The sequence below is a fragment of the Tenacibaculum halocynthiae genome (genome assembly GCF_964512825.1).
GTDB lineage: Bacteria > Bacteroidota > Bacteroidia > Flavobacteriales > Flavobacteriaceae > Polaribacter > Polaribacter halocynthiae.
Genome location: NZ_CAZELG010000002.1, coordinates 85,639 through 109,027 on the forward strand (window position 1 = coordinate 85,639; position 23,389 = coordinate 109,027).

The window sequence follows — 23,389 nt, forward strand, 5'->3', positions numbered from 1 at the left end:
CTTATTATATTATGAAAAAAAGAATTTTTTTATTCTTCGGAGCTTTATGCTTTTTTGTGAGCTGTACTAAAAGCCAAAACTTAAATGAATTATTAAAAAGTTTTGAAAAAGAAAATGAGGCAATGGGTACTGTTTCTATTTTAAAAAATGGAAATAATTTTTATGAAAAATCTATTGGATACGCTAATATTGAACTTGATAAAAAGAACAATGCTGAAACTAAGTTTAGAATTGGTTCTATCAGTAAAACATTTACAGCTACCATTATTTTACAATTACTAGATGAAGGGAAATTATCATTAAAAAATTCTTTAAGTCAATATTTTCCAGAAATTCCAAATTCAGAAAATATTACAATTTCTGATATGTTATATCATAGAAGTGGTATTTATAATATTACAACAGATAAAAATTTTGAAGTTTGGATAAGTGAACCTAGAAGTAGGAATGAAATGATAACTAAAATAAAAAGTAAAGCTAGTTTATTTAAACCAAATTCTAAATTAGAATATTCTAATTCTAACTATATCTTACTTGCTTATATTGCTGAAAACATAGATAAGAAAACATTTGGTGAAATTGTTAATCATCGAATTATTGACAAGTTAAATTTAAAAAGAACAGATTTTGGAAAAGATATTGATTTTTCTAAAAATGAAGCAATGTGTTATTATCCTGAAAATGGTAAATGGCATCCAATTACTTTCCACACCAATTTAACAGGAACAATGGGAGCAGGTGGTGTTATTTCTAATGCAAAAGAAGTAAGTGTTTTTTATAATGCTCTTTTTACAGGTAAATTGATTTCAAAAGAAAGTTTAAAATTAATGACCACACCTAAAGAAGAAATGGGTATGGGTATTTCAGTTAATGAATTTAATGATTTAGTGGTTTATGGTCATGATGGAGCAATTGATGGTTTTCGTTCAATAGCTGCATATATGCCAAAATTAAAACTTACAATTTGTTTTACTTTTAATGCATCTTCGGGTTCTCATAGTCAAAAATTACTTAAGATTTTCAAAGCTTATAAGTATACAATAACTCAAAAAAGCAACTAATATTTAATTAGTTAATATAATTGCATACCTAATTCAATTTAGAATTAGGTATTTTTGTGGTTTAAATTATAATTGTGGATAGAAAAATAAAACTTATATGGGACTTTAAGGGTCCTGACGGATTAGAAACTGCTAAACACCATTGTGTTCATTTAAAAGAATTTGCCCAAATTGATAGCTTGAATTATCATGAAGTTGGGTATAACCAATTAAATGATTTACATACTATAGCTTTTATTATAGTCAATGAATCAGATATGAAAACATTTAGAGATGCCTTAAAACCTCACAGAGGAGAAATAGCTTAAACAAATAAAAAAATCAAATAATATGTATTTAATAAATGCCTTAGCAAAACCTAAAAAATCATCTGAGCATTATGATGAAGTAATAGGAGCGTATGTAAGTTTGTATATTGATTATAAGGATATTCAAGGCGCATTAAAATTAGCAAATTTTTATATTAAAGATGAAGGATGGAAAGTTACTGAGATAGAAGACGAATATTTCACACTTGATTCTATTGATGATGTAGATGAAGAGCAGAAAGAGTTGTATACGGAAGCTCTAGAGTATGGGTATTCTATCGTTTTTAACTGTTATGAAGAGGAAGATTAAAAAATATAAAGGTCAAAATAATTTTATTTTGACCTTTATATTTTTATTTATTTTTCTGAGATAGATTTAGCACATATATAACCACCCGTCCAAGCATTTTGAAAGTTAAATCCTCCAGTAACAGCATCTATATTTAATGTTTCACCTACAAAAAATAAATTTTGATGTAGTTTGCTTTCAAAACGTTTAAAGTCAATTTGTTTTAAATCAATACCGCCAGCAGTAACAAATTCTTCCTTGAAAGTAGTGCGCCCATTTGCATTAAATAACCCGTTGGTTAATTGATTTGTTAAGTTTTGAAGATGTTTATTACTGATATCTGCCCAGTTTTGGTTGTTTTTAATAGCTGAAGCTATAACTAAACGTTCCCATAAGCGACGAGGAATATCTGGAAATGGTGATTTTAAAATAACTTGTTTCTTAGCATTGGTATTTTTTAATTCAAGGAGTTTTTCAAAAACTGTATCTGCATCAATTCCTAACCAATTAACAATAACATTATACTGATAGTTTTTATCAGCTAAAATACGAGCACCAAAAGCAGATAGCTTTAATATCGCAGGACCACTTAATCCCCAGTGAGTAATTAATAATGGACCCGAGCTTTCTAGTTTAGTTTTGGCAATACTAACTTCTGCATTTGGAACAGCAACGCCGCCTAAATCTATTATTCTAGAATCTTTAATGTTAAAAGTAAATAAAGAAGGAACAGTGTTAATTATTGAATGCCCTAGATTTTCAGACATCTCCCATATTTTTTTACTACTACCGGCTGCAATTACTAGAACATCTGCTTTAAATTGACGTTCTTTAGTGTTGATAGTCCAGATAGATTCTTGTTTTTGAATTGAAGTTACACCATGGTTTTTAAATACTTTAATACCTAGGTTATTAACAGCATTAGTAAAACAATCTATAATAGCTTGAGATGTATTTGCCTCAGGGAAAACACGGTTGTCATTTTCTATTTTTAAAGGAACTCCATGATTCTCAAACCACTCAAATGTATCACCAGTCATAAATTTATGAAAAGGACCTAATAATTCTTTTTCTCCTCTAGGATAAAATTTAGTTAGCTCTTTTGGTTCAAAACAAGCATGGGTAACATTGCAACGTCCACCACCAGATATTTTTACTTTTTGTAAAACTTCTTTTCCTTTTTCTAAAATAGTAATGTCTAAATTGGGATTTAGCTCTTTTGCATTTATGGCTGTAAAAAAACCCGCAGCACCTCCACCTATAATTATTACTTTTTTCATAAAGCCATTTCTTTAAAAGGTAAAATTGTATTGAACCCTTTATTTTTAAAATATTTAGGGGTGTTTTTACCTCCAGTAGCTAAAACAAAATCACCACCCCAGGCACCTAAACTTTTAATTTCTCCAAAATAATCAGAAAATAGACGTTTTTTAACCGGTTCTTGTTTAATAATAGAACTTATAATGTGCTCGTGTTCTATAATAATACTATTTAATTTTTCAGTAGAATAAGCTTCTAAAAATTCTTGAGTTAACTTGTTTATTTCTGGAATTAGAAGTTTTGCTTCTTCTTTGTATTGTTTATATTGAGCAATACCTTCTCTACTGTTTTGTTTTTGGTTTAAATGCACAAAAAATAATTCATCAGCATAACTTGGTACGAATTGAGTTTCCTTAATTGAAGGTATTCCGTTATTAAGAGTATATATAATTGGAGTATTATGTTTGGCACAAGCAATGTCATAACCACTTCCAGAAAAAGCATTCCATAACAACATGAAAGGGTCTACATTTGCCCAAGAAGCAATATTGTTAATTAGTGTTGAAGAGCTTCCTAGCCCCCAGTTTTTAGGAAATGATAAATTTGTTTTTACAATCAATCCATTTTCGATATTTAAAAAATCAGGGTTTAATTTTTTAGCCTCTTTTAAAATATTTAGAAGCGTTTCTGCTATAAATTCAGCCCCTCCTTCTTTATTGGAATCAAATGTAGCTGAGGTTAAACGTAGTTTAGAAATGTTAAACGTAGCCTCAAACCAACAATTGCCTTCGTTGGTAAAACTGCCCCAAATGAGTTGAGGTTCGTTAATTGGTTGTATTGTTAAATCTTGGCCAAATTTTGTAGGAATAGCTAATGCATTTGCGCCGTCTAAAACAAGGTATTCACCAGTTAATAATAACTTTCCGTTTGAGTAAAATTTTTTCAAAACAAGTATTAGGTCGAGCGGAGTCGAAACCTTTTTTATATTATTAATATATGACTTCTCGACTCCACTCGAGTTGACATATTCTTTCTATTCTCTTAATTTATTGAAAGCTTCCACTACTGCACTATGAGAAACAGTTACGTTTTCAAATTTTTTAGCAATTGTGTTTTTTTCTTCAGCAGTTGCTCCTAATTGATTTAGAATGTTCATTAAGTGCATTTTCATATGACCATGCTGAATTCCTTTAGTAGTAAGAGCTCTTAGAGCTGCAAAATTTTGAGCTAAACCAGCGGTCGCCATTACTTCCATTAACTCTCGTGCTGATGGCCTGTTTAACATATCTAGTGATAGTTTAGCCATAGGATGTAAAGCTGTTAATCCACCAACTGTTCCAACAGCCAAAGGTATTTCTATCCAAAATTTAAAAATACCATTTTTTACTTCACAGTGAGTTAGGCTTTTATAACATCCATCTTTAGAGGCATATGCATGGGCACCAGCTTCAATAGCTCTGAAATCATTTCCTGTAGCTAAAACAACTGCGTCAATACCATTCATGATTCCTTTGTTATGAGTAACAGCTCTAAAAGGTTCAATTTCTGCTATTTTAACGGCTTGTTCAAATTTCTTAGCAAACTTCTCAGGATTCTCTCCTCCTAAATCAGGAATTAAGCATGAAACTTCAGATTTAACAATACATTCAGGAACATAGTTAGATAAAATACTCATAACTATTTCAATGTCATGTCTTTTAAATTGATTAGCCATAGCTTCTAAACAAGAGTTAATAAAATTAGCTCCCATTGAATCTTTGGTTTCAAAAGTAACATGCAATTGATAGTAGTTATCAAGTTGCTTGGTTTTGTCAATTAATTCAATATCTAAAATACCACCACCTCTTTTTTCCATGTTTTTGGTAATAGAGGAAGTTACTTCTCTTAATTTAGATTTTTGTTCATTAAAATAACTAGTGATTTCTTTTTTATTACCAGCAAACATAAAATGAACTTGACCAATTTTAGTTGTTGAAATAACTGTTGTTTTAAAACCTCCACGTGTACTCCAGAATTTAGCTACAAGAGAAGCAGCAGCAACTACAGAACTTTCTTCAACTACCATAGGTATTACGTATTCTTTATTGTTAATAATAAAGTTAGGAGCAATACCATAGGGCATATAAAAGTTAGTGATTGTATTCTCTATAAAATCATCATGAAGTTGTTGTAGCTTAGAATTGTCATTCCAATACTGTTTTATAACATTTATAGTTTCATTTTGATTGTTAAAAAAATTTTTAGCTAACCAATCTATTTTGTCTTCTTTAGAAAGTTTAGAAAATCCAGAAATAACTTTAGGCATTCTTTGTTTTTGTTTTTTAATGGGGTCAAAGATAAATGAATCCTATTAAAATAGCTTTCATAATGTATATTTCTAAGGTTTTTAACTCAGAATTTAATGAATTTTCCGTAAACTTGGCAAACTTTTTACTTAAACAACAACTAAATATGAAAAAACTGTTAATATTTTTTATTGGAGTTTCTACGTTTATACAAGCTCAGAAAAAAGATATTTCTTTAGAGGATATATGGCGAAAAGGCACGTTTAGAGCTGATTATATGAATTCTTTAAACTCAATGAATGGAGATTTTTACTCCCTTTTAAATTATTCAAAAGAAAGTTCAACTGTAGATAAGTACAGTTATGAAACATTAGAGAAAATAGCCACAATTGTTGATAGTAAAGATTTAAATGAATTAAAATACATTCAATCTTATAAATTTAATAACGACGAAACTAAATTGATTTTAGGTACCAGCTTTAAACCAATATTTCGTCGTTCTTTTTTAGGTACATTTTACTTATATGATATTGCTTCAAAAAAAATATCATTAATAGGAGAAGATATACAAAGACCTACTTTTTCACCAGATAGTAAAAAAATAGCATACGCTAAGGATAATAACTTATACATTAAAGATTTTTCTGAAAATGAAACTGTTTTTAAAATAACAAGTAGTGGAAAGAAAAATGAAATTATTAATGGTATTACTGATTGGGTATATGAAGAAGAATTTGGTTTTGTAAAAGCTTTTGAGTGGAGTTCAGATAGTAAAAACCTTGCATACTTACGTTTTGATGAAAGCAAAGTGAAAACATTTTCTATGGATGTGTATGGTAAAGGGAAATATCCAACTCAACATGTTTTTAAATATCCGAAAGCTGGAGAAAAAAATGCAAAAGTTTCATTGCATATTTTTTCATTAAGCACTAATAAAACTGCAGAAATAGTTTTTGGAGAATATGAATACATTCCAAGAATTAATTGGACTAAAGATTCAAATTTATTAGCTGTACGTACATTAAATCGTCATCAAAATGATTTGAAAATGTATTTTGTTAATGCTAACACATTTGCTAGTACATTAATACTTAATGAAACAGATAAGGCTTATGTTGATGTTACTGACGATTTAACTTTTTTAGATGATAATAGCTTTATTTGGACTAGTGAAAAAGATGGGTATAACCATATTTATCATTATGATAATAAAGGTAAATTAATAAATCAAGTAACTAAAGGTAATTGGGAAGTAACTTCTTATTACGGGTATAATGCTAAAGAAAAAACTATTTATTATCAATCTGTAGAAAACGGATCAATTAATAGAGGGGTATATAGTGTTTCATTAAAAGGAGATAACAAAAAGTTACTAAGTAATCCTTCAGGAACTAATGGTGCTTCTTTTAGTAAAAATATGAATTACTTTATCAATACGTTTTCTGATGCTAATACTCCACAGGTGTATACATTAAGGAATAAAGGAGGTAAAGTTTTAAAAACAATTAAAGATAATGCAAGTTTAAAGCAAACTATTACTCAATACAATCTTAGTAAAAAAGAATTCTCAACAATATCCATAAATGGGAATGATTTAAACATGTATACAATTAAACCATCAAATTTTGATGCAAATAAAAAGTACCCTGTTTTAATGTATCAATATTCTGGGCCAGGATCTCAAAATGTAGCTAATAGATGGAATGGTTCGAATGATTACTGGCACCAAATGCTAGCTCAAAATGGGTATATTGTTGTATGTGTTGATGGAAGAGGTACAGGTTATAAAGGTAGAGATTTTAAGAAAGTTACTTATATGAATTTAGTAAAGCATGAAACTGAAGATCAGATTGCGGTTGCTAAAGAGTTAGCAAAACTTTCATATGTAGATGCAAATAGAATTGGAATTTGGGGATGGTCTTTTGGTGGTCATATGAGTACCAATTGTATTTTAAAAGGGAATGACGTTTTTGCAGCAGCAATAGCAGTTGCTCCAGTAACAACATGGCGTTTTTATGATACAATATATACTGAACGTTATATGCGTACTCCTGAAGAAAATCCAACAGGGTATGATGATAATTCACCATTGAACTATCCTGAATTATTAAAAGGAAAATATTTATTAGTTCATGGTACAGGAGATGATAATGTACATGTACAAAATGCTACACGTATGGCAGAGGCTTTAATTCAAGCTAATAAACAATTTGATTGGGCAATGTATCCAGATAAAAACCACGGAATTTATGGTGGCAATACACGTTTACATTTATATACTAAAATGACAAATTTTATTAAAAACAACTTATAAAAATCTAACAAACATGAGTACAGTAAAACAGCCGCATGAAAAAGAATTATTTGGGCAACCAGTAGGTTTATATATCCTGTTTCTAACCGAAATGTGGGAACGGTTTTCATATTATGGAATGAGAGCTTTATTAGTTTTATATATGACTACTTCTGCAATGGGAGATGATCCAAGAGGAGCAGGGTTAGGTTGGACAAGTAAAGAAGCTTTAGCTTTATATGGTTGGTATACCATGTTGGTATATGTAATGTCTATACCCGGAGGTATGATTGCAGATAAATTACTTGGACAAAAAAGATCGGTATTATTAGGGGCAATTATTTTGTGCCTAGGTCATGGAGTTCTAATAATGACAGATACTTGGGCTTTCTATACAGGGTTAGGGTTAGTTATTTTAGGAGTTGGTTTATTAAAACCAAATATTTCAACTATGGTTGGAGGATTATATAAAGAAGGAGATATTAGAAGAGATAAAGGATTTTCTATTTTTTATATAGGAATAAATTTAGGTTCTCTTTTAGCAACGATGGTAATAGGATTAGTAGTTGCAAAATGGGGATGGCATGCAGGTTTTGGTTTAGCAGGTATTGTAATGGTATTAGGATTAATAAACTATGTTTATGGACAAAAGTATTTAAAAGAAGTAGGTAATTTCGTGCCAAGTAAAAATGATGAGAACTCAATATCTTACGGGAAGTTATATTCAAAGCTGTTTAGTTCACCTAAACAGTTGGTTTTTACTGTAGTTTTATTAGCGGCATCTGCGTTTGGATGGTATAAGTTAGGATGGGGTTATGGAATGTTATTTTTGTTTTTAACAGCTATTACTGCATTGTTAATGATGATTTATAAAGAATTAGAAACTCAGGTTTTTAAAGATCGTTTTTTAGTTCTTTTATTATCTTTTATTATGGTTATTATTTTTTGGGGAGCATTTGAGCAAGCTGGAGGATTAATGAACTTATATACAGAAACAAATACAAATAGAGTTCTTTTTGGTTGGGAAATTCCAACAGTAATGTTTCAAAGTTTAAATGCTGGTTTTATTATTTTATTTGCAACTGGGGTTGCTGGTTTTTGGGCTAATAGAAAGCTGAAATCAAAAGAAGCTTCTTCTTTATTTAAAATGGCTTTAGGTATTATTATAATGGGATTTGGTTTCCTTTTTATGGTTTTTGCAGCTATGGAGTTCGAGAAATCTGGAACATCTAGCATGTTATGGTTAGTATTAGCGTATTTATTTCATACGTTAGGTGAATTATGTATTTCTCCAGTAGCACTTTCTTTTATTACTAAGTTAGCACCAGTAAAATATGCAGCTTTAATGATGGGGGTTTATTTTGCAGCTACAGGTTTAGGTAATAAAGTAGCAGGGATAGTAGGAGAATCAGCTTCTGATTATGGTGAGTTAACTATTTTTTCTGGAATATTAATTTTTACTGTTTTAATCGGTGGTTTATTTATTTTAATATTAAAACCTTTAAAACGTTTAACGCATGGAGCTGAAGAGAAAGAAAGGGATTTAAAGCAAGAAGAAGCAGAAGGATTTGAATTAGCTGATAATTAATAAAAATATATTTAACAACCTCATAATAGAAATATTATGAGGTTTGTTTTGTTTATAAATTAAATAAATATTTATGAGTACAACATTGAAATCTAATGAGTTTAGTCTTTTAGGACATAAACCAGCACTGTTTGTTTTGTTTTTTACTGAAATGTGGGAACGCTTTTCATATTATGGAATGCGTGCAATATTTGTATTGTTTTTAACAGCATCATTTTCTGATGGTGGCTGGGAATGGACTAGAGAACGTGCCTTAGGATTATTAGGTATTTATACAAGTTCTGTTTATTTAACACCTTTAATTGGAGGTATCATTGCAGATAAGTTTTTAGGATATCAAAAAGCAGTAGCGCTTGGAGCTTTGGCAATGACATTGGGGCATGCAGCTATGGCTTTAGAAACAGAAATGACACTGTATTTAGGTATAGGTCTTTTGATTATAGGTAATGGTTTGTTTAAGCCAAACGTTACTTCAATAGTAAGTGGTTTATATGACAAATACCCGGAAAGAAAAGATGGGGCTTTTACCATTTTTTATATGGGAGTAAATGCTGGTGGTTTCTTAGGAGTTCTTCTATGTGGTTTTTTAGCGAATAATTTAAGTTATTCATGGGGATTCGGGCTTGCCGGTATTTTTATGTTTTTAGGAACTTTACAATTTTGGTTTGGTAGAGACATTTTTGAAAATATAGGAAATGCACCAAGTAAAAAAGTGGATTTATCAGACGCTATTGAAAATGTTGAGGTTATTGAAGAAGAAAAAGTTCCTAATAATGTTCAAAGAGATAGATACATAGTAGTTGGTATTTTAGCTTTTTTCACAGTGTTTTTTTGGGCAGCTTTTGAACAAGCAAGTGGATCTATGAACATTTTCGCAAGAGATTATACACAAAGAGCTTTAACAGGTAATTCTGCAGTTATATTCAAAATTGTAGATGTTTTAGTTTCAACAGTGCCTTTAATTATTATTTCTTGGGTATTGTTAAAATTATTTGGACAAACATTTAAAAAAATATCTTTATCTAATATAGTTTTAGGTATTAGCTTTGTGAGTATTTGGGCAATAGTAATATGGAAATTAAGTGTAATCATTCCTCAGCAAAATGCAGAAATTGAGGCATCTTGGTTTTTAATATTAAACTCATTGTTTATTATTTTCTTAGCTCCACTATTTTCTAAATGGTGGGAAAGTAAGTTTAATCCATCTGCGGCAGTAAAATTCGGAATCGGAATGGTACTTTTAGCTATTGGATTTGGTGCTTTAGCTTATGGTTCTAGTGCTATTCCTCAAGGAGCTAAAACAGCATCTGTAAGTTTAATTTGGCTTGTATTAGCATATTTATTTCACACTATGGGAGAATTATGTGTGTCTCCAGTAGGACTTTCTTATGTGTCAAAATTAGTGCCTGCAAAAAAAATAGGTATGATGTTCGGAATATGGTATTTAGTAAATGCCTTAGGTAATTTTATTGCTGCTAAAGTAGGTAGTTATATAGATCCTATTGTAGAGCAATATTCTATGTCCTTTTTCTTTTTAATATTTACTATAATCCCTGGAGCAGTTGGGATAATCTTTTTGGTGTTAAATCCATTAATTAAGAAATTAATGCACGGTATTCGATAATAATTTTTATCAGTAGAAAAATATATAACCTGTTAGTTTGAAAAAATTAACAGGTTTTTTTGTAAATTTGGAATACTTATTGAGACAAACGGAGTATGAGAAATTTTATAATAGTAGTAGTTTTAGTAGTAGCTTCTATAAGTGTTAAAGCACAAAACAAGGTTAAATGGTTAACTTTTGAAGAAGCCATAGAGAAAAATGAGAAAAACCCGAAGCCTATTTTAATTGATATTTATACCGATTGGTGCGGATGGTGTAAGAAAATGGATAAAACTACTTATAAGAATGAAGTAATTGTAAAGTATATTAATGAAAATTATTATGCTGTAAAATTAAATGGAGAAGAGAAGAGAGATATAAACTACCAAGGAAGAAAATTTACCTATAAAGCACAAGGTAGGAGAGGATATCATGAACTAGCTGCGGCAATAATGAATGGAAAACTTAGTTACCCATCAACAGCTTTTTTAAATAAAGATAAACAACTCATACAAAATGTTCCTGGCTATTTAGCTGAACAACGTTTTGAAAAAATATTAGCCTTCTTTTCAGGTGAAAATTATAAAACTACAAAATGGAAAGATTTTTCTGAAAACTTTAAAAGTTCTATATAGTTAAAGAACTAATTTAATATATAAGCACCCTTTTGGTAAGTACTCCAAAAGGGTGTTTTTTGTTTCTTACAAGTTAGCCTGTATTGATTAGTATAACTTTTATAATTACTGCCATCAGCTATAATTAATTTTGGTTTTACTTGTTTGATTAAACGAGATAAATTTATTTTTGGATTGTCTATTAATAAAACAATACAGTTTTTAAGGTTTTTAACATTGTAAATACCGAGTTTATCAATTATCATAATAGTATCTTTTTTTGTTAAAAACATTGAAGGGATAGTGTTTTTATAAATTGTATTAATATTTTTTTCAATACGATATGCTTTTACTAATTTTTCATTAGTGATATTTAATACTTTTAAAGAGTCATGATAAATGAGAAGTTTTCCTTTTTTTTGTTCCCCAATTATTGAGTGTTGATTTTTATGAAAAATGACAAATTCATTCCTCGATTCACTTTTGTGTTTTTCTACTAAATAAGTAGATTGTAGCAGACTAATTGAAAGTAAAGTATAAATTATTTTTCTTGTAGTAGGTTTTAAAAAGAGCTGAAAAGAAAAAATTATAAAAGTATACCATAAAAATGCTTGTAAAAGAGACATAGGTATTTCTGTCAGTAAAAAGTCTTCTTGATTTGCAATCCATTCCATAAAATTATTCATGTATTGAATGCTATAGTTATAGATTTTAGCTAAGAAGGTTGGCAGTAAATCTAAAGTAGATAGTAGCATAATTATAATACCAAAGAATAAAATACTACCAAGGAAGGGTATTATAATTAAATTAGAAAGGATAAATAAAGAGGGGAATTGATGAAAATAATATAAGCTAATTGGTAAAATAGCTAGTTGTGCAGCAATTGAGACTGTAAATAATTTCCATATTTTATTTAATAATGAAAATTTAGGATGCCAAATCTTATAAAGTAATGGTTGAATCCAAACAATTCCAAAAACAGCAATATAACTTAATTGGAAACCAATATCGAATAAAAATAAAGGTTTTATAAGAAGTAATAAAAACATGGAGCTTATAAGTGAATGTTCTATGATACTTTTCTTTTTAAATAGTTCTGCAATTGCAATAAAAGTAAACATGGTAACTGCTCTAACTACTGATGCAGACAAACCAGCAATAAAAGCGAACCACCATAAAACGAGTATTATACTAAGGGTTTTTAGACGAGTACCGTGTTTAAAATAATGTAATGGTTTTAGTATATTTAAGAGTATTAACAAAATGATACCAATATGTAATCCTGATATAGCTAGTAAATGTATGGCACCAGCGTTTGTGTAATTTGCAATAATTTTTTTTGATATATCTTGACGTTGACCAAGTAATAAGGCATTGATAATGGCATATACGTCTTTTGAAAAAACTTGTTTTTTTAAAGAAGTTTGAATCTTTTCTCGAAAACTATTTGAATACCGAACTATTGAAAACTTTTTGTTTGTTGTAATTTTATAGTGTTTCTTACTGATAGATATTTGATGATATATATATTGTTTTGAGAGATAGTCTTTGTAATTAAATTGATAAGGGTTTAAAGGAGAGGATAATTCTTTAAAAATAGGTTTTATTACTATTTGATCGTTGATTTTTAATAATTGTAAAGAACTGTCTTTCTTTATATTTATTAAAACATTTCCTTTAACTTCTTTTTTATCAACATAATTAATGGAGCCAATATATTTATCAAAATAAGTATTAGATTTTAATTTTTTAGTAACTGTTATAGTAGTATAAGAATTATTGTTTACATGTTTTATAAAATAATTTGAATAGTTTTTAGGGTTTTGAATATATACTGATGTAATCCCTAAGAAGAGGAAAGTAAAAAGAGATATAAATTTAAATCCAACAGCATACTTATTTTTTTTAAAAATAAGTAAAATCAAGCTTAATAGTATGGAAGTTAAAAACAGTTTAAAAAAACTATAACTCCATATTTTGAAATGAAACTGTAAAGTTATTCCAAAAATTAAGCATAAGAGGTAGTGAAATGGTGGGTAACCAAGTAATTTTTTCATAGCTAGGTAAAATTAATCTTTTCTTTTTTAATCGACAAAAACCTTTTTGATCTTACAATTGCAATTAATTAATTTATCTTTTTTCGTTTGCGAAGTATTTTATAATGTTGATAGCATTATAATAATCGGTCGCGGTGTTTTTGGAAGTTTAAGGGAGCGTAATGCAGATATTTACAGTGTTGATAAGCTTAAGTTTATTAATGGTTAAGTAAAAATTAGAAGTAGCTACATCTTTTTTATTACCAAGGAGAAGTCTGAAAATCCTTTAAAAAGAGTAAGAAACTAACTTAAACATAAAAAATATGGGAACATTTTATTCGTTCGATGATGAAGCAATTGAACAAGCGCTAGAAGCAGCAAGAAACACACATGGCGGCGGAGAATTAAAAGCAGCAAATGCTAGTTTTGATACAACTAAAGGAGGAGATTTGTTTGTAAGTGCACAATGTGTGTCAGTTACAGTTGAAAATCACAAGATTTGTATAAAATTACCTTTAGGTTTTGGAAAACATTGTTTTAGTATTCCTGTTAGTATTCCAAACGGAACTGCAGGTAAGGCATGTATAGGTATTTGTACAACTTGGGGAATTCCTACAGGTGTTAAACTTTCTGTTGTTATTGGGGGGGTAACTGTAATTAGCCAAACATTTGGTAAATGCTAAAAAATAAGTTTTTAATAAACTTTAATTAAATTAAGAAGCAACTGCATATACATGTAGTTGCTTTTAAATTAATATAATTATAAAGATGAATCTAAAATTACAAACTTATAACCGGTACCATGAATGTTACTTATTTTAATTGAAGATGTTTCTTTAAAGTACTTGCGTAATTTTGAAATAAAAACATCTAAACTCCTACCTAAAAAATAACTATCATCTTCCCATATCGATTTTAAAATATATTCTCTTCTAAGTAATGTATTTGGGTTTTTAACGAATAATGATAAAAGATCAGCTTCTTTTTGAGTTAACTGAATACTTTCTTGTTGAGTATGCAATATTAAATTAGTAATATCTAAAGAATAAGCATCAAAATTTATTGACTCATTGGTTAAATTAGTAATCTTCCCCCTTTTTAAAATAGCTTTTATCCTTAATACTAATTCCTCTATGCTAAAAGGTTTAGTTACATAATCATCAGCACCAACTTTAAACCCTTTTATTTTATCTTCTTTCATTGATTTAGCAGTTAAAAATATAATAGGAATGTCTAGGTTAAAAGATCTAATTTCGGAAGACAAACTAAAACCATCTATTTTTGGCATCATTACATCTAATAAACATAAATCAAAAGATTGTTTTTTTAATAAAGGTAAAGCTGGTAATCCATTTGTTAAATGAGTTACGTGAAAATTATATCCTTCAAGACTGTCTTTTAATAAAAAGCCCATACTTTCATCATCTTCAATAAGTAAAATACGTTTTTGGATATTCATAAATTTAAATAGGTAAATAAATTTTAAAACAGCTTCCTACATTTCTTGTACTTTTAAAGGTAATGTTTCCTAAATGTTTTTCAATAATAATTTTGACATAGTTTAGACCTAAACCATAACCTTTGGTGTTATGAATGTTTCCAGATTCAGCTCTGAAAAATTTTTCAAAAATGCGTTGTTGAGTTTCTTTACTCATTCCAATACCTTTATCTTTAATTTCAATGAAAATGCCATCCTTTTCATTTTTTGTTGTAAGTATTATTTCAGGATAGTTTTTGGAATACTTTATAGCGTTTTCAATTAAATTATAAATTACATTTGTTAAATGAGTTTCATCAGCATTAATAAGGTATTGATTTGCATTTAGTTTTGATTTAAGACTACCTTCTTTTTCTTGAATTAATGGTTGAAAACTAGTAATTACATTATTAATAATGGTATGTAAATCAATAATTTTGAATGAAAGAGATTCCTCTTTTTTTTCTATAGTTGAAATTTGTAAAACGGTATCAACGAGATTATGTAGCCTAGTGTTTTCATTATATATTATATCAGCATATTTTTTTAGCTTTTGATTATCCATATCATTTCTGTTTCTAATTGCATCAGAAGCAACTGAGATATTGGTTATAGGGGTTTTTAGTTCATGCGTCATGTTATTCACAAAATCTTTTTTTAGCATAGCTAGTTTTTTTTCTTTAATAATAGAAAGTATTATAAATGTAAAAACCGCTAATAGTATTAATAAACTAATGGAAGAGTATAACCATATTCCCATTGAATTTAATAAATGCGAAGTTTTGTTATTAATACGAATTTTGAAATCAAGGTTTTCTTTATCATCCATTCTTCCAATACAAGCAATACTTGGATCGTCAAATAAGTTTGTTATAGTGTTTCCTAAAATAAGTTCTTGATTTTTAGCTTTTACAATAGAATAATCAAAATTTACATTTATATTTCTTAGTAAAAATTCCTTTCTAATGCAACTATCCAAAGTAGCTAAGTTATAATAACTGTTGGTTTTTATATAATATTCATTAGAGGCAGTTTTTGAAATCGGAGGAATTTTCGATAAATTGTTATTATCTAATATTAGTAGTGTATTTGCAACATTTCTAAGAGCAATGTTTATTTTTTCATCAAACTGTCTTCCTTCTAAAGAAAAAGATTTTTTAAACCAATATACCTGAGTTATAAATAATCCAAATATAGTTAGCAACATTAAAAATAAAATAGTTCGTATTGTTTTTGATGACATATAACAAAGTTACATTAATTCTTGTTTGGTTACTTGTAATTTACATTTCAATAACATTTTTTTACACTTCAATAACAACTATTTACAATTAGTTTTTAAAAATGTAATTGGTTAGTATTAAATTTGTTAAGCAATATAAAATATGTTTAGTATGAAAAATAAGGTTGTTGTTATTGGTTTTTTTATGACTGTTATGTTACTTGTAATCTATGGTTTTGTAAAAGATAACAAAGAGATAGTTACTTGCAAATTAATTGATAAAAGTTTATTTACGAACGATAATACATTTTTGAATGATTTTGTCGCTGAAAAAAACTTAATGTACTCTGTTAAAGGAAAACATAAACGAACTATAACTAAAAAGAAAATAAAAGAAGCACATAGTGTTGGTGATTTAATAGCGTATTATCCATCAAGTTGGATTGTTAATTACAAGTCGGTTAAAATCGGGATAATAAAAAATGGAAAAGAAGTAAAAGAATTAGGAAAAAACAATGTGTTTACTGAAAAACAAATTAAATTAATTAATTCAGTAAACATATCAGATGTAGTTACAATAAAAGTAGATTATAAAACTAAAAACTCTGTAACAGAAGAATTAGAAAATAGTGAAATGATAATTAATATGGTAGTTGTGCCAGAAATAGAAGCCGCTTTTGATGGAGGTTATGACAAAATGATTACTTATCTAAGGGGGAATACTTCAATGAATATTCAAGCCTGTAATTTCCAAGCAAATAATGGAGCTGTTGTATGTTTTGCTATTAATGAAAATGGTAAAGCAATAAATGTTAATGTAAAAGAAACTTCAGGTAATTATGAAGTAGATAAAGAATTAATCAATTTAATTAAAGCTATGCCTACTTGGAAACCAGCAAAAAACATAAAAGGAGAAGCTGTAATACAAGAATTTGAATTTACAATTCGTGATGGAATGTGTTAAATATCAATGAATTTTTAATTAAATGACACTTATCAAAGTGTCATTTTTTATTTGTTTTATAACAAAAGAACTTTGAATATTAGATATGATTTCTAATTGTGACATTTCTTTCAAAACAAAATTTTGGTATTCATTCATATCTTTTAATATGATTTTTAAAAGAATATCAAAACTTCCAGCTATGTATGAAACTTCAAGAATTTTAGATATAGAATTAACATAGTCTTCAAATTTTTTAAATGCATTGTCTTCATGTTGTACTAATGTAACTTGACAATAAACAATTAAATTTTTCCCAAGTAATTCAGGATTAACTATTGCAACATATTTTTCTATAATTCCACTAGCTTCAATTTTTTTTATTCGCTCATGAGTTGGAGTAATGGAAAGGTTTATTTTTTGAGAAAGTTGTTTTATAGATTGTTTTCCATCTTTTTGTAACTCCTCTATTATTTTTAAGTCTATAGGATCTAAGTGAATCATAGAATTTTTTTTTATATAAGCAGATATAATAGATCTCAAAAGTAGTTATTTTCTTTTAAATAAATAATTATTGGTAAAAATTACTTATAAAACTATTAGGTTGTGGTTTATTATTCTTTGTTTGTACTTTTGTATTAGAAATTAATAAAGATGAAGGGTTTAGAAAATATATATAAGAGAATTAAGGATAGTTCTGATAAATTTTTAGGGTATCCATTAGCAAAGGATTTTACATTTAGTGAATTTGCACCATTTTTAGACCTTTGTATAAACAACGTTGGAGACCCAGAAGCTAAGTCTACATTAACAATTGACACGAAAGAAGTAGAGAAAAAATGTATTTCGTTCTTCGCAGATATATTATCTACAACAGTAAATGATGTTTGGGGGTATGTTACTAATGGAGGTACAGAAGGTAATTTGTATGGTTTATATCTAGCTAGGGAGTGTTATCCAGATGCCGTTGTTTACTATAGTGAATCTACACATTATAGCGTAAAGAAAAATCTTCACTTATTAAACATGAGAAACATTGTTGTTAGAAGTCAAGAGAACGGTGAAATTGATTACGAAGATTTAGAACAGATTTTAACTATTCATAGAGATAAACCAGCAGTTTTTTTCTTGAATGTTGGAACAACTATGACAGAAGCTGTAGATGATTTAGAAAAAATAAAAACGATAATAAAAAAATACGCAATTAAAGATTATTATATTCATTGTGATGCAGCGTTTTTAGGAACAATAGCCCCATTTGTTGAGCCAAAACCTAAGTTTGATTTTTCTGAAGGTGTAGATAGTATTTCTATTTCTGGGCATAAATTTATTGGAGGGCCAATTCCATGTGGAATAGTAATGTGTAAAAGAGCACATAGAAACAGGGTAGCAAACTCCATATCTTATGTAGGTACTTTAGACACAACTATTACAGGGTCAAGAAATGGATTAACACCATTATTTTTATGGTCATTTATTGAAAAACATGGTAAAGACGGATTAAAAAGAAGGGTATGTGAATCACAAGAACTAGCAGCATACACCGAACGAAAATTAAATGAAATAGGAGTTAATGCTTGGAGAAATAAAGAAGCACTAACAGTTGTTTTTGATAAGCCATCTAAAAAAGTGTGTGAAAAATATCAATTAGCATCAGAGGAAGCAATAGCTCACATTATATGTGTACCAGGTATTAAAAAGGAACGAATAGATTCATTACTTTTTGATTTGGAAAATGAGAAGAAAGAAAAAGAAAATTTAGTTTTACTAGAAGTTTAAATAAAAGGCCTCAAATTAAATTTGAGGCCTTTTTTGAGTTTATTTTTAATTAAACACCACGTTGTTTATTAATTTCATCTTGTAGTTTCCTTCTCAATTGTTGTTCTTTCTCAATTGATTTTTTCTTGTATTGCTCAAATTCTTGTTCAATTTCATCAAATGAACTGCGAGTCTCTTTGGTTAAGATATTACTGTTTTTAAATCGATATATAAAATACACTAATAAACTTAGTATTGTGAAAATAATAATCCAAACAATTAGGTTGTAATTTGATTTTGTTAAGTTAATACCTATAAAAGAAATTTGATCTTCTTTTTCTGAAGATTCAGTTAAGTTATTCTTTAGAGAGGTAATTTGATTTTCTAAGCTTGTAAGTTTTTTATTTTGATTGTTTATTAAATCTTGTTTTGAAACAATTGTCGATTTAAGATTTTTAATAGTATCTACAGTCCTTCTTTGTAAAGCATTGAATAAAGTCTTTTCTATAACTTTATATTTTTGATAACTACCCGACTTTTTATATAGAGTTTCAAATTGTTTTTTAATCGAGTTATTCGTAGAGTTTTGAGATGAATTTTGGCTAACAGCTACATTCGTTAAAGTAAAAAATAATATGACTTTTAAAAATTTCATAAAAAGTTTTTTAAGTATAAAGTATAATTTAATGGTTTAAAAAAACCCAAACGTAAAGTTTGGGTTTTTAGTATAAGCAAGTTTATGAAACTTATTTTATTTTCTCTACAATGGCCTTGAAAGCTTCTGGGTTGTTCATAGCTAAATCAGCTAAAACCTTACGGTTTAACTCAATTTCATTAGCTTTTACTTTACCCATAAACTGTGAGTAAGACATTCCGAACTGACGAGCTCCAGCGTTAATACGTTGAATCCATAATGAACGGAAGTTTCTCTTATTGTTTTTACGGTCTCTGTAAGAATATAACATTCCTTTTTCAACCGCATTTTTTGCTACTGTATAAACGTTCTTTCTACGTCCAAAGTAACCTTTTGCTTGCTTCAAGATTTTTTTTCTTCTATTTCTTGAAGCTACTGAATTTACTGATCTTGGCATAATTCAAATTGTTTTTTTGTAGTAGGCGACTTATTTAAAAGTACTTTTTTGAGCCTAACTCCATGGTTAATAATTTACTACCTTGCTAACAATTATTTTAAAACTAATTGTTGCTTAATGTTAGCTTCATCAGACTTGTGTACTAATGCAGCATGTGTTAATGCAAGCTTACGTTTTTTAGACTTCTTTGTTAAGATGTGACTCTTAAACGCGTGCTTTCTTTTGATTTTCCCAGAACCAGTTAACTTGAAACGTTTCTTGGCACTAGATTTTGTTTTAATTTTAGGCATCTTTTGTTTTGCGTTTTATCTTGCTTATAACTTTCTTTATTTCGTTTTCTTAGGAGCAATAAACATAATCATACGTTTACCTTCAAGTTTTGGCATTTGCTCAACCTTTCCATACTCTTCAAGCTCTTGTGCTAATTTTAATAATAAAATTTGCCCTTGCTCTTTAAACACGATAGAACGTCCCTTGAAAAACACGAATGCTTTTAGTTTTGCTCCATCTTGTAAAAATTTTATAGCATGCTTCTTTTTAAACTCATAATCATGTTCATCTGTTTGAGGTCCAAAACGAATTTCCTTAACGGTAACTTTCGTTGCTTTTGATTTTAAGGCTTTTTCACGTTTTTTCTGCTCATACAAATACTTCTTGTAATCAATAACCTTACAAACAGGAGGTACAGCTTTAGGTGAAATTTCAACTAAATCTAACTCTTGTTCTTTAGCAATTTCTTTTGCTTTTGCTAAAGGGTACACACCTACTTCAATGTTATCGCCTACTAGACGAACTTCCTCAACATACCTAATTTTTTCATTAATTCTATGTTGATCTTCTTTAATTACTCTGAGCGGTCTACGTCCGCCTCTTCTTCTAATTGCTATGACTTATAAATTTAAAATTACTATCTAATTATTTTCCAAAAGGGACTAAGGTTTTGCTAACTTCTTTATTAATTAAAGAGGTAAACTCTTCAATTGTAAAGACGCCTAAGTCTCCTTCACCATGTTTCCTTACAGAAACCGTACCATCCTTTTGTTCATTTTCACCAACAATAACCATAAAAGGTATTTTGCTTACTTCCGCATCACGAATTTTTCTACCCGTTTTCTCATTTCGATCATCTATCAGGGCGCGAATTTCGGAATTTTCTAACAAATCTAAAACTTTTTCTGAATAATTTTGGTATTTCTCACTGATAGGCAGTATAATAACTTGCTCAGGAGTTAACCAAAGAGGGAAGTTTCCTCCCGTATGCTCTAGTAAAACAGCAATAAAACGTTCCATTGATCCAAATGGAGCTCTATGTATCATTACTGGTCTGTGTAATTGATTATCTGCTCCTTTATAATTTAAATCAAAGCGTTCAGGTAAATTATAGTCAACTTGAATAGTTCCTAATTGCCATTTTCTTCCTAAAGCATCTTTTACCATAAAGTCTAATTTAGGTCCATAAAAAGCAGCTTCACCTTCTTCAATAATATAATCTAAACCTTTATCTTTTGCAGCATTAATAATTGCTTGTTCAGCTTTTTCCCAATTATCAACAGAACCTATATATTTATCAGGGTTCGCCATATCTCTAATAGAAACTTGGGCTGTAAATTTTTCAAAACCTAATGAGCCAAAAACATATAATACTAAATCAATAACGTTTTTAAACTCTACATCTAATTGATCAGGTGTACAAAATATATGAGCATCGTCTTGAGTAAACCCTCTTACACGAGTCAATCCATGTAATTCACCACTCTGTTCATATCTGTATACAGTACCAAACTCAGCAAAACGCTTAGGTAAGTCTTTGTACGAATAAGGTTTATGGTTGTAAACTTCACAATGATGAGGGCAGTTCATAGGTTTTAATAAGAACTCTTCATCTTGTTTTGGAGTGGTAATTGGTTGAAAACTGTCTTCTCCGTATTTAGCATAATGACCAGAAGTAACATATAATTCTTTCTGACCAATATGAGGAGTCATTACCATTTCATAACCCGCTTTTTTTTGTGCTTTCTTTAAAAAGTCTTCTAATCTATTTCTTAAGGCAGCACCTTTTGGTAACCATAAAGGCAATCCCTGACCAACTCTTTGAGAAAAAGTAAATAATTCTAATTCTTTACCAAGTTTTCTGTGGTCACGTTTCTTCGCTTCCTCTAATAACTCTAAGTATTCTTTTAATTGTTTTTGTTTAGGAAATGATATTCCATAAACACGAGTTAACTGATTATTTTTCTCATCACCACGCCAGTATGCACCAGCAACACTCATTATTTTTATAGCTTTTATAATCCCAGTATTTGGAATGTGTCCACCTCTACATAAATCTGTAAAGTCGCTATGATCACAAAAAGTAATCTCTCCATCTTCTAATCCTTCAATCAACTCTACTTTATATTGATTGTCTTGTTCTTTATAATAAGAAAGTGCGTCAGCTTTTGAAATTGAACGTAATTTAAATTCAGCTTTTTCTCTTGCTCGCTCTAAAAACTTCTTTTCTATTTTTTCAAAATCTTTCTCAGAAATAGAGTCCTCTCCAAAATCTACATCATAATAAAAACCATTTTCTATAGCTGGTCCAATAGTTAGTTTTGAATTTGGATAAAAATCTAAAATAGCTTGTGCTAATACATGGGCAGATGAATGCCAAAAAGCATTTTTTCCTTCATCATCATTAAATGTATACAATACCAAAGAACCATCAGTGGTTAAAGGGGTGGTGGTTTCAACTGTTTTTCCGTTAAAACTAGCAGAAATAACATTTCTTGCTAACCCTTCACTAATACTTTTAGCAACATCCATTGCTGTACTATTTACTTCAAATTCTTTAACGCTTCCGTCAGGTAATGTAATTTTAATCATTATTTTATATATATAATTATTGCTAAATCCTCTTACAAGTGAAGATTTTTGGAAATGCAAAGATATTGTAAAACCCGATTTTGTACAATATAATGTGTGTATTTTAAATTAATTTAATCAGTAAGTTGTTTTCTTAGCTTAAAACACGATCTGTTTTAGGTGGAATAGACAGTTGTATATAGGTCTAGCTTTAGTAAAAAAGATCATAGAGCGAAATGGTGGGAGAATCTGGGTAGAGAGTTCTTTAGGAAAAGGCACTACATTTTACATTACAATACAAGAATAATAAATCAGGTATACTATATATATGTATAGGGTGTTCCGTTAGAAAAAGCTAACGTCGGGCTTTTTGCGCTCGCTTTTTGTTTTAAAAAAGGAACAAAAGAGCTCAAACAACCGCTTCAATCCCTAACACAGGTATATAATATTAGTATAAGCACTATATAAATTGCTTGATTTTTGAGTAAAGTTTACAAGAATGGAGAACAATTATATATGTATAGAGTTATATAGTGTATAGGTATTACTAGCAGAAAAGGGCTTTTATAATAGTACTGAAAAAAACTTTCATCTTTAAAAGCTTAGTAGGTAGATAATTAAGGATTGCTTTAAAAATAACTTCAAAAAAGTCATTGTCATGTTAGAAAAGGGATCTATATTTGCACCCGCAAACGGATAAGCGTAGAGTTTAAAAGTAAG

Annotated in this window: 23 protein-coding genes; 11 read left to right on the forward strand and 12 right to left on the reverse strand. The window is 28.9% G+C overall.

Annotation, left to right across the window (positions count from 1 at the left end):
* Positions 1-11: 11 nt before the first annotated feature.
* The 3 genes from ACKTTQ_RS00425 to ACKTTQ_RS00435 all read left to right on the forward strand — a co-directional run bounded on the left by ACKTTQ_RS00425 (position 12) and on the right by ACKTTQ_RS00435 (position 1,679).
* On the forward strand, positions 12-1,061 hold the full coding sequence (locus ACKTTQ_RS00425; RefSeq protein ID WP_408048132.1) for a serine hydrolase domain-containing protein: 1,050 nt from the start codon (positions 12-14) through the stop codon (positions 1,059-1,061).
* Between the two features lie 74 nt (positions 1,062-1,135).
* Positions 1,136-1,369, forward strand: coding sequence for a hypothetical protein (locus tag ACKTTQ_RS00430; protein WP_408048133.1), 234 nt, complete (start codon positions 1,136-1,138; stop codon positions 1,367-1,369).
* A gap of 22 nt (positions 1,370-1,391) precedes the next feature.
* Entirely contained in the window at positions 1,392-1,679 is a 288-nt protein-coding gene (locus ACKTTQ_RS00435) for a hypothetical protein (RefSeq protein WP_113786980.1), read from the forward strand.
* 47 nt (positions 1,680-1,726) lie between these two features.
* Here ACKTTQ_RS00435 and ACKTTQ_RS00440 read toward each other — a convergent pair whose 3' ends face one another.
* From ACKTTQ_RS00440 to ACKTTQ_RS00450, 3 genes are all read right to left on the reverse strand, one after another.
* A complete protein-coding gene (locus ACKTTQ_RS00440) occupies positions 1,727-2,938 on the reverse strand; it encodes a BaiN/RdsA family NAD(P)/FAD-dependent oxidoreductase (RefSeq protein ID WP_408048134.1) in 1,212 nt (403 codons plus the stop codon).
* The gene (locus ACKTTQ_RS00445) at positions 2,935-3,864 is read right to left on the reverse strand and encodes a GYDIA family GHMP kinase (protein ID WP_408048135.1); all 930 of its coding nucleotides are present in this window, start codon (positions 3,862-3,864) and stop codon (positions 2,935-2,937) included. The genes ACKTTQ_RS00440 and ACKTTQ_RS00445 overlap by 4 nt, the downstream gene beginning before the upstream one ends.
* Before the next feature lie 87 nt (positions 3,865-3,951).
* Complete coding sequence (locus ACKTTQ_RS00450; protein ID WP_113786982.1) at positions 3,952-5,223, reverse strand: hydroxymethylglutaryl-CoA reductase, degradative; 1,272 nt, start codon at positions 5,221-5,223, stop codon at positions 3,952-3,954.
* A 146-nt stretch (positions 5,224-5,369) separates the two neighbouring features.
* Between ACKTTQ_RS00450 and ACKTTQ_RS00455 the strand changes: the two genes are divergently transcribed.
* The 4 genes from ACKTTQ_RS00455 to ACKTTQ_RS00470 all read left to right on the forward strand — a co-directional run bounded on the left by ACKTTQ_RS00455 (position 5,370) and on the right by ACKTTQ_RS00470 (position 11,322).
* Positions 5,370-7,517 carry a S9 family peptidase gene (locus tag ACKTTQ_RS00455; protein ID WP_408048136.1) on the forward strand — a complete coding sequence of 716 codons (2,148 nt, stop codon included), beginning with the start codon at positions 5,370-5,372 and terminating at the stop codon, positions 7,515-7,517.
* Between the two features lie 13 nt (positions 7,518-7,530).
* Positions 7,531-9,084: a peptide MFS transporter gene (locus tag ACKTTQ_RS00460; protein WP_299136876.1), complete on the forward strand. Its 1,554-nt coding sequence runs from the start codon at positions 7,531-7,533 to the stop codon at positions 9,082-9,084.
* Between the two features lie 73 nt (positions 9,085-9,157).
* Positions 9,158-10,708 (forward strand): peptide MFS transporter, encoded by a 1,551-nt coding sequence (locus ACKTTQ_RS00465; protein WP_093868698.1) that lies wholly within the window; start codon positions 9,158-9,160, stop codon positions 10,706-10,708.
* A gap of 95 nt (positions 10,709-10,803) precedes the next feature.
* Complete coding sequence (locus ACKTTQ_RS00470; RefSeq protein ID WP_093868699.1) at positions 10,804-11,322, forward strand: thioredoxin family protein; 519 nt, start codon at positions 10,804-10,806, stop codon at positions 11,320-11,322.
* Positions 11,323-11,330: 8 nt separating this feature from the next.
* Here ACKTTQ_RS00470 and ACKTTQ_RS00475 read toward each other — a convergent pair whose 3' ends face one another.
* Positions 11,331-13,358, reverse strand: coding sequence for a ComEC/Rec2 family competence protein (locus tag ACKTTQ_RS00475; protein ID WP_408048137.1), 2,028 nt, complete (start codon positions 13,356-13,358; stop codon positions 11,331-11,333).
* 302 nt (positions 13,359-13,660) lie between these two features.
* On the opposite strand from ACKTTQ_RS00475, the gene ACKTTQ_RS00480 reads away from it, so the two are divergent.
* Positions 13,661-14,020, forward strand: a complete 360-nt coding sequence (locus ACKTTQ_RS00480; RefSeq protein ID WP_093868701.1) for a hypothetical protein — start codon at positions 13,661-13,663, stop codon at positions 14,018-14,020.
* A 77-nt stretch (positions 14,021-14,097) separates the two neighbouring features.
* Here ACKTTQ_RS00480 and ACKTTQ_RS00485 read toward each other — a convergent pair whose 3' ends face one another.
* The gene (locus tag ACKTTQ_RS00485; RefSeq protein ID WP_299136838.1) at positions 14,098-14,796 is read right to left on the reverse strand and encodes a response regulator transcription factor; all 699 of its coding nucleotides are present in this window, start codon (positions 14,794-14,796) and stop codon (positions 14,098-14,100) included.
* A 4-nt stretch (positions 14,797-14,800) separates the two neighbouring features.
* Positions 14,801-16,057 carry a sensor histidine kinase gene (locus tag ACKTTQ_RS00490; protein WP_299136835.1) on the reverse strand — a complete coding sequence of 419 codons (1,257 nt, stop codon included), beginning with the start codon at positions 16,055-16,057 and terminating at the stop codon, positions 14,801-14,803.
* 151 nt (positions 16,058-16,208) lie between these two features.
* Here ACKTTQ_RS00490 and ACKTTQ_RS00495 point away from each other — a divergent pair, with 151 nt between their 5' ends.
* Complete coding sequence (locus ACKTTQ_RS00495) at positions 16,209-17,000, forward strand: energy transducer TonB (protein ID WP_113786986.1); 792 nt, start codon at positions 16,209-16,211, stop codon at positions 16,998-17,000.
* Between the two features lie 18 nt (positions 17,001-17,018).
* Here the strand turns inward: ACKTTQ_RS00495 and ACKTTQ_RS00500 are convergent, their stop codons facing one another.
* Positions 17,019-17,483: an Lrp/AsnC family transcriptional regulator gene (locus ACKTTQ_RS00500; RefSeq protein ID WP_093868715.1), complete on the reverse strand. Its 465-nt coding sequence runs from the start codon at positions 17,481-17,483 to the stop codon at positions 17,019-17,021.
* A gap of 150 nt (positions 17,484-17,633) precedes the next feature.
* Between ACKTTQ_RS00500 and ACKTTQ_RS00505 the strand changes: the two genes are divergently transcribed.
* Positions 17,634-18,758 (forward strand): histidine decarboxylase, encoded by a 1,125-nt coding sequence (locus ACKTTQ_RS00505; protein WP_093868705.1) that lies wholly within the window; start codon positions 17,634-17,636, stop codon positions 18,756-18,758.
* A gap of 49 nt (positions 18,759-18,807) precedes the next feature.
* Here ACKTTQ_RS00505 and ACKTTQ_RS00510 read toward each other — a convergent pair whose 3' ends face one another.
* The 5 genes from ACKTTQ_RS00510 to thrS all read right to left on the reverse strand — a co-directional run bounded on the left by ACKTTQ_RS00510 (position 18,808) and on the right by thrS (position 22,690).
* Positions 18,808-19,392 carry a hypothetical protein gene (locus ACKTTQ_RS00510; protein WP_093868706.1) on the reverse strand — a complete coding sequence of 195 codons (585 nt, stop codon included), beginning with the start codon at positions 19,390-19,392 and terminating at the stop codon, positions 18,808-18,810.
* A gap of 91 nt (positions 19,393-19,483) precedes the next feature.
* Positions 19,484-19,828, reverse strand: a complete 345-nt coding sequence (rplT, locus tag ACKTTQ_RS00515; protein ID WP_093868707.1) for a 50S ribosomal protein L20 — start codon at positions 19,826-19,828, stop codon at positions 19,484-19,486.
* Positions 19,829-19,920: 92 nt separating this feature from the next.
* Positions 19,921-20,118, reverse strand: coding sequence for a 50S ribosomal protein L35 (gene rpmI, locus ACKTTQ_RS00520; RefSeq protein ID WP_093868708.1), 198 nt, complete (start codon positions 20,116-20,118; stop codon positions 19,921-19,923).
* A gap of 36 nt (positions 20,119-20,154) precedes the next feature.
* Complete coding sequence (infC, locus tag ACKTTQ_RS00525) at positions 20,155-20,673, reverse strand: translation initiation factor IF-3 (protein WP_093868709.1); 519 nt, start codon at positions 20,671-20,673, stop codon at positions 20,155-20,157.
* A 70-nt stretch (positions 20,674-20,743) separates the two neighbouring features.
* Positions 20,744-22,690, reverse strand: coding sequence for a threonine--tRNA ligase (thrS, locus tag ACKTTQ_RS00530; RefSeq protein ID WP_408048138.1), 1,947 nt, complete (start codon positions 22,688-22,690; stop codon positions 20,744-20,746).
* A gap of 172 nt (positions 22,691-22,862) precedes the next feature.
* Between thrS and ACKTTQ_RS00535 the strand changes: the two genes are divergently transcribed.
* Positions 22,863-22,976, forward strand: coding sequence for an ATP-binding protein (locus ACKTTQ_RS00535; RefSeq protein ID WP_408048139.1), 114 nt, complete (start codon positions 22,863-22,865; stop codon positions 22,974-22,976).
* The last annotated feature ends 413 nt before the right edge of the window (positions 22,977-23,389 follow it).

What these genes read in the sequence shown, in the direction of transcription:
- ACKTTQ_RS00425 (WP_408048132.1), top strand. Translation starts at nt 12, where the DNA reads ATGAAAAAAAGAATTTTTTTATTCTTCGGAGCTTTATGCTTTTTTGTG.
- ACKTTQ_RS00435 (WP_113786980.1), top strand. Translation starts at nt 1,392, where the DNA reads ATGTATTTAATAAATGCCTTAGCAAAACCTAAAAAATCATCTGAGCAT.
- ACKTTQ_RS00440 (WP_408048134.1), bottom strand. Translation starts at nt 2,938, where the DNA reads ATGAAAAAAGTAATAATTATAGGTGGAGGTGCTGCGGGTTTTTTTACA.
- ACKTTQ_RS00450 (WP_113786982.1), bottom strand. Translation starts at nt 5,223, where the DNA reads ATGCCTAAAGTTATTTCTGGATTTTCTAAACTTTCTAAAGAAGACAAA.
- ACKTTQ_RS00455 (WP_408048136.1), top strand. Translation starts at nt 5,370, where the DNA reads ATGAAAAAACTGTTAATATTTTTTATTGGAGTTTCTACGTTTATACAA.
- ACKTTQ_RS00460 (WP_299136876.1), top strand. Translation starts at nt 7,531, where the DNA reads ATGAGTACAGTAAAACAGCCGCATGAAAAAGAATTATTTGGGCAACCA.
- ACKTTQ_RS00465 (WP_093868698.1), top strand. Translation starts at nt 9,158, where the DNA reads ATGAGTACAACATTGAAATCTAATGAGTTTAGTCTTTTAGGACATAAA.
- ACKTTQ_RS00470 (WP_093868699.1), top strand. Translation starts at nt 10,804, where the DNA reads ATGAGAAATTTTATAATAGTAGTAGTTTTAGTAGTAGCTTCTATAAGT.
- ACKTTQ_RS00475 (WP_408048137.1), bottom strand. Translation starts at nt 13,358, where the DNA reads ATGAAAAAATTACTTGGTTACCCACCATTTCACTACCTCTTATGCTTA.
- ACKTTQ_RS00480 (WP_093868701.1), top strand. Translation starts at nt 13,661, where the DNA reads ATGGGAACATTTTATTCGTTCGATGATGAAGCAATTGAACAAGCGCTA.
- ACKTTQ_RS00485 (WP_299136838.1), bottom strand. Translation starts at nt 14,796, where the DNA reads ATGAATATCCAAAAACGTATTTTACTTATTGAAGATGATGAAAGTATG.
- ACKTTQ_RS00490 (WP_299136835.1), bottom strand. Translation starts at nt 16,057, where the DNA reads ATGTCATCAAAAACAATACGAACTATTTTATTTTTAATGTTGCTAACT.
- ACKTTQ_RS00495 (WP_113786986.1), top strand. Translation starts at nt 16,209, where the DNA reads ATGAAAAATAAGGTTGTTGTTATTGGTTTTTTTATGACTGTTATGTTA.
- ACKTTQ_RS00500 (WP_093868715.1), bottom strand. Translation starts at nt 17,483, where the DNA reads ATGATTCACTTAGATCCTATAGACTTAAAAATAATAGAGGAGTTACAA.
- ACKTTQ_RS00505 (WP_093868705.1), top strand. Translation starts at nt 17,634, where the DNA reads ATGAAGGGTTTAGAAAATATATATAAGAGAATTAAGGATAGTTCTGAT.
- ACKTTQ_RS00510 (WP_093868706.1), bottom strand. Translation starts at nt 19,392, where the DNA reads ATGAAATTTTTAAAAGTCATATTATTTTTTACTTTAACGAATGTAGCT.
- rplT (WP_093868707.1), bottom strand. Translation starts at nt 19,828, where the DNA reads ATGCCAAGATCAGTAAATTCAGTAGCTTCAAGAAATAGAAGAAAAAAA.
- rpmI (WP_093868708.1), bottom strand. Translation starts at nt 20,118, where the DNA reads ATGCCTAAAATTAAAACAAAATCTAGTGCCAAGAAACGTTTCAAGTTA.
- thrS (WP_408048138.1), bottom strand. Translation starts at nt 22,690, where the DNA reads ATGATTAAAATTACATTACCTGACGGAAGCGTTAAAGAATTTGAAGTA.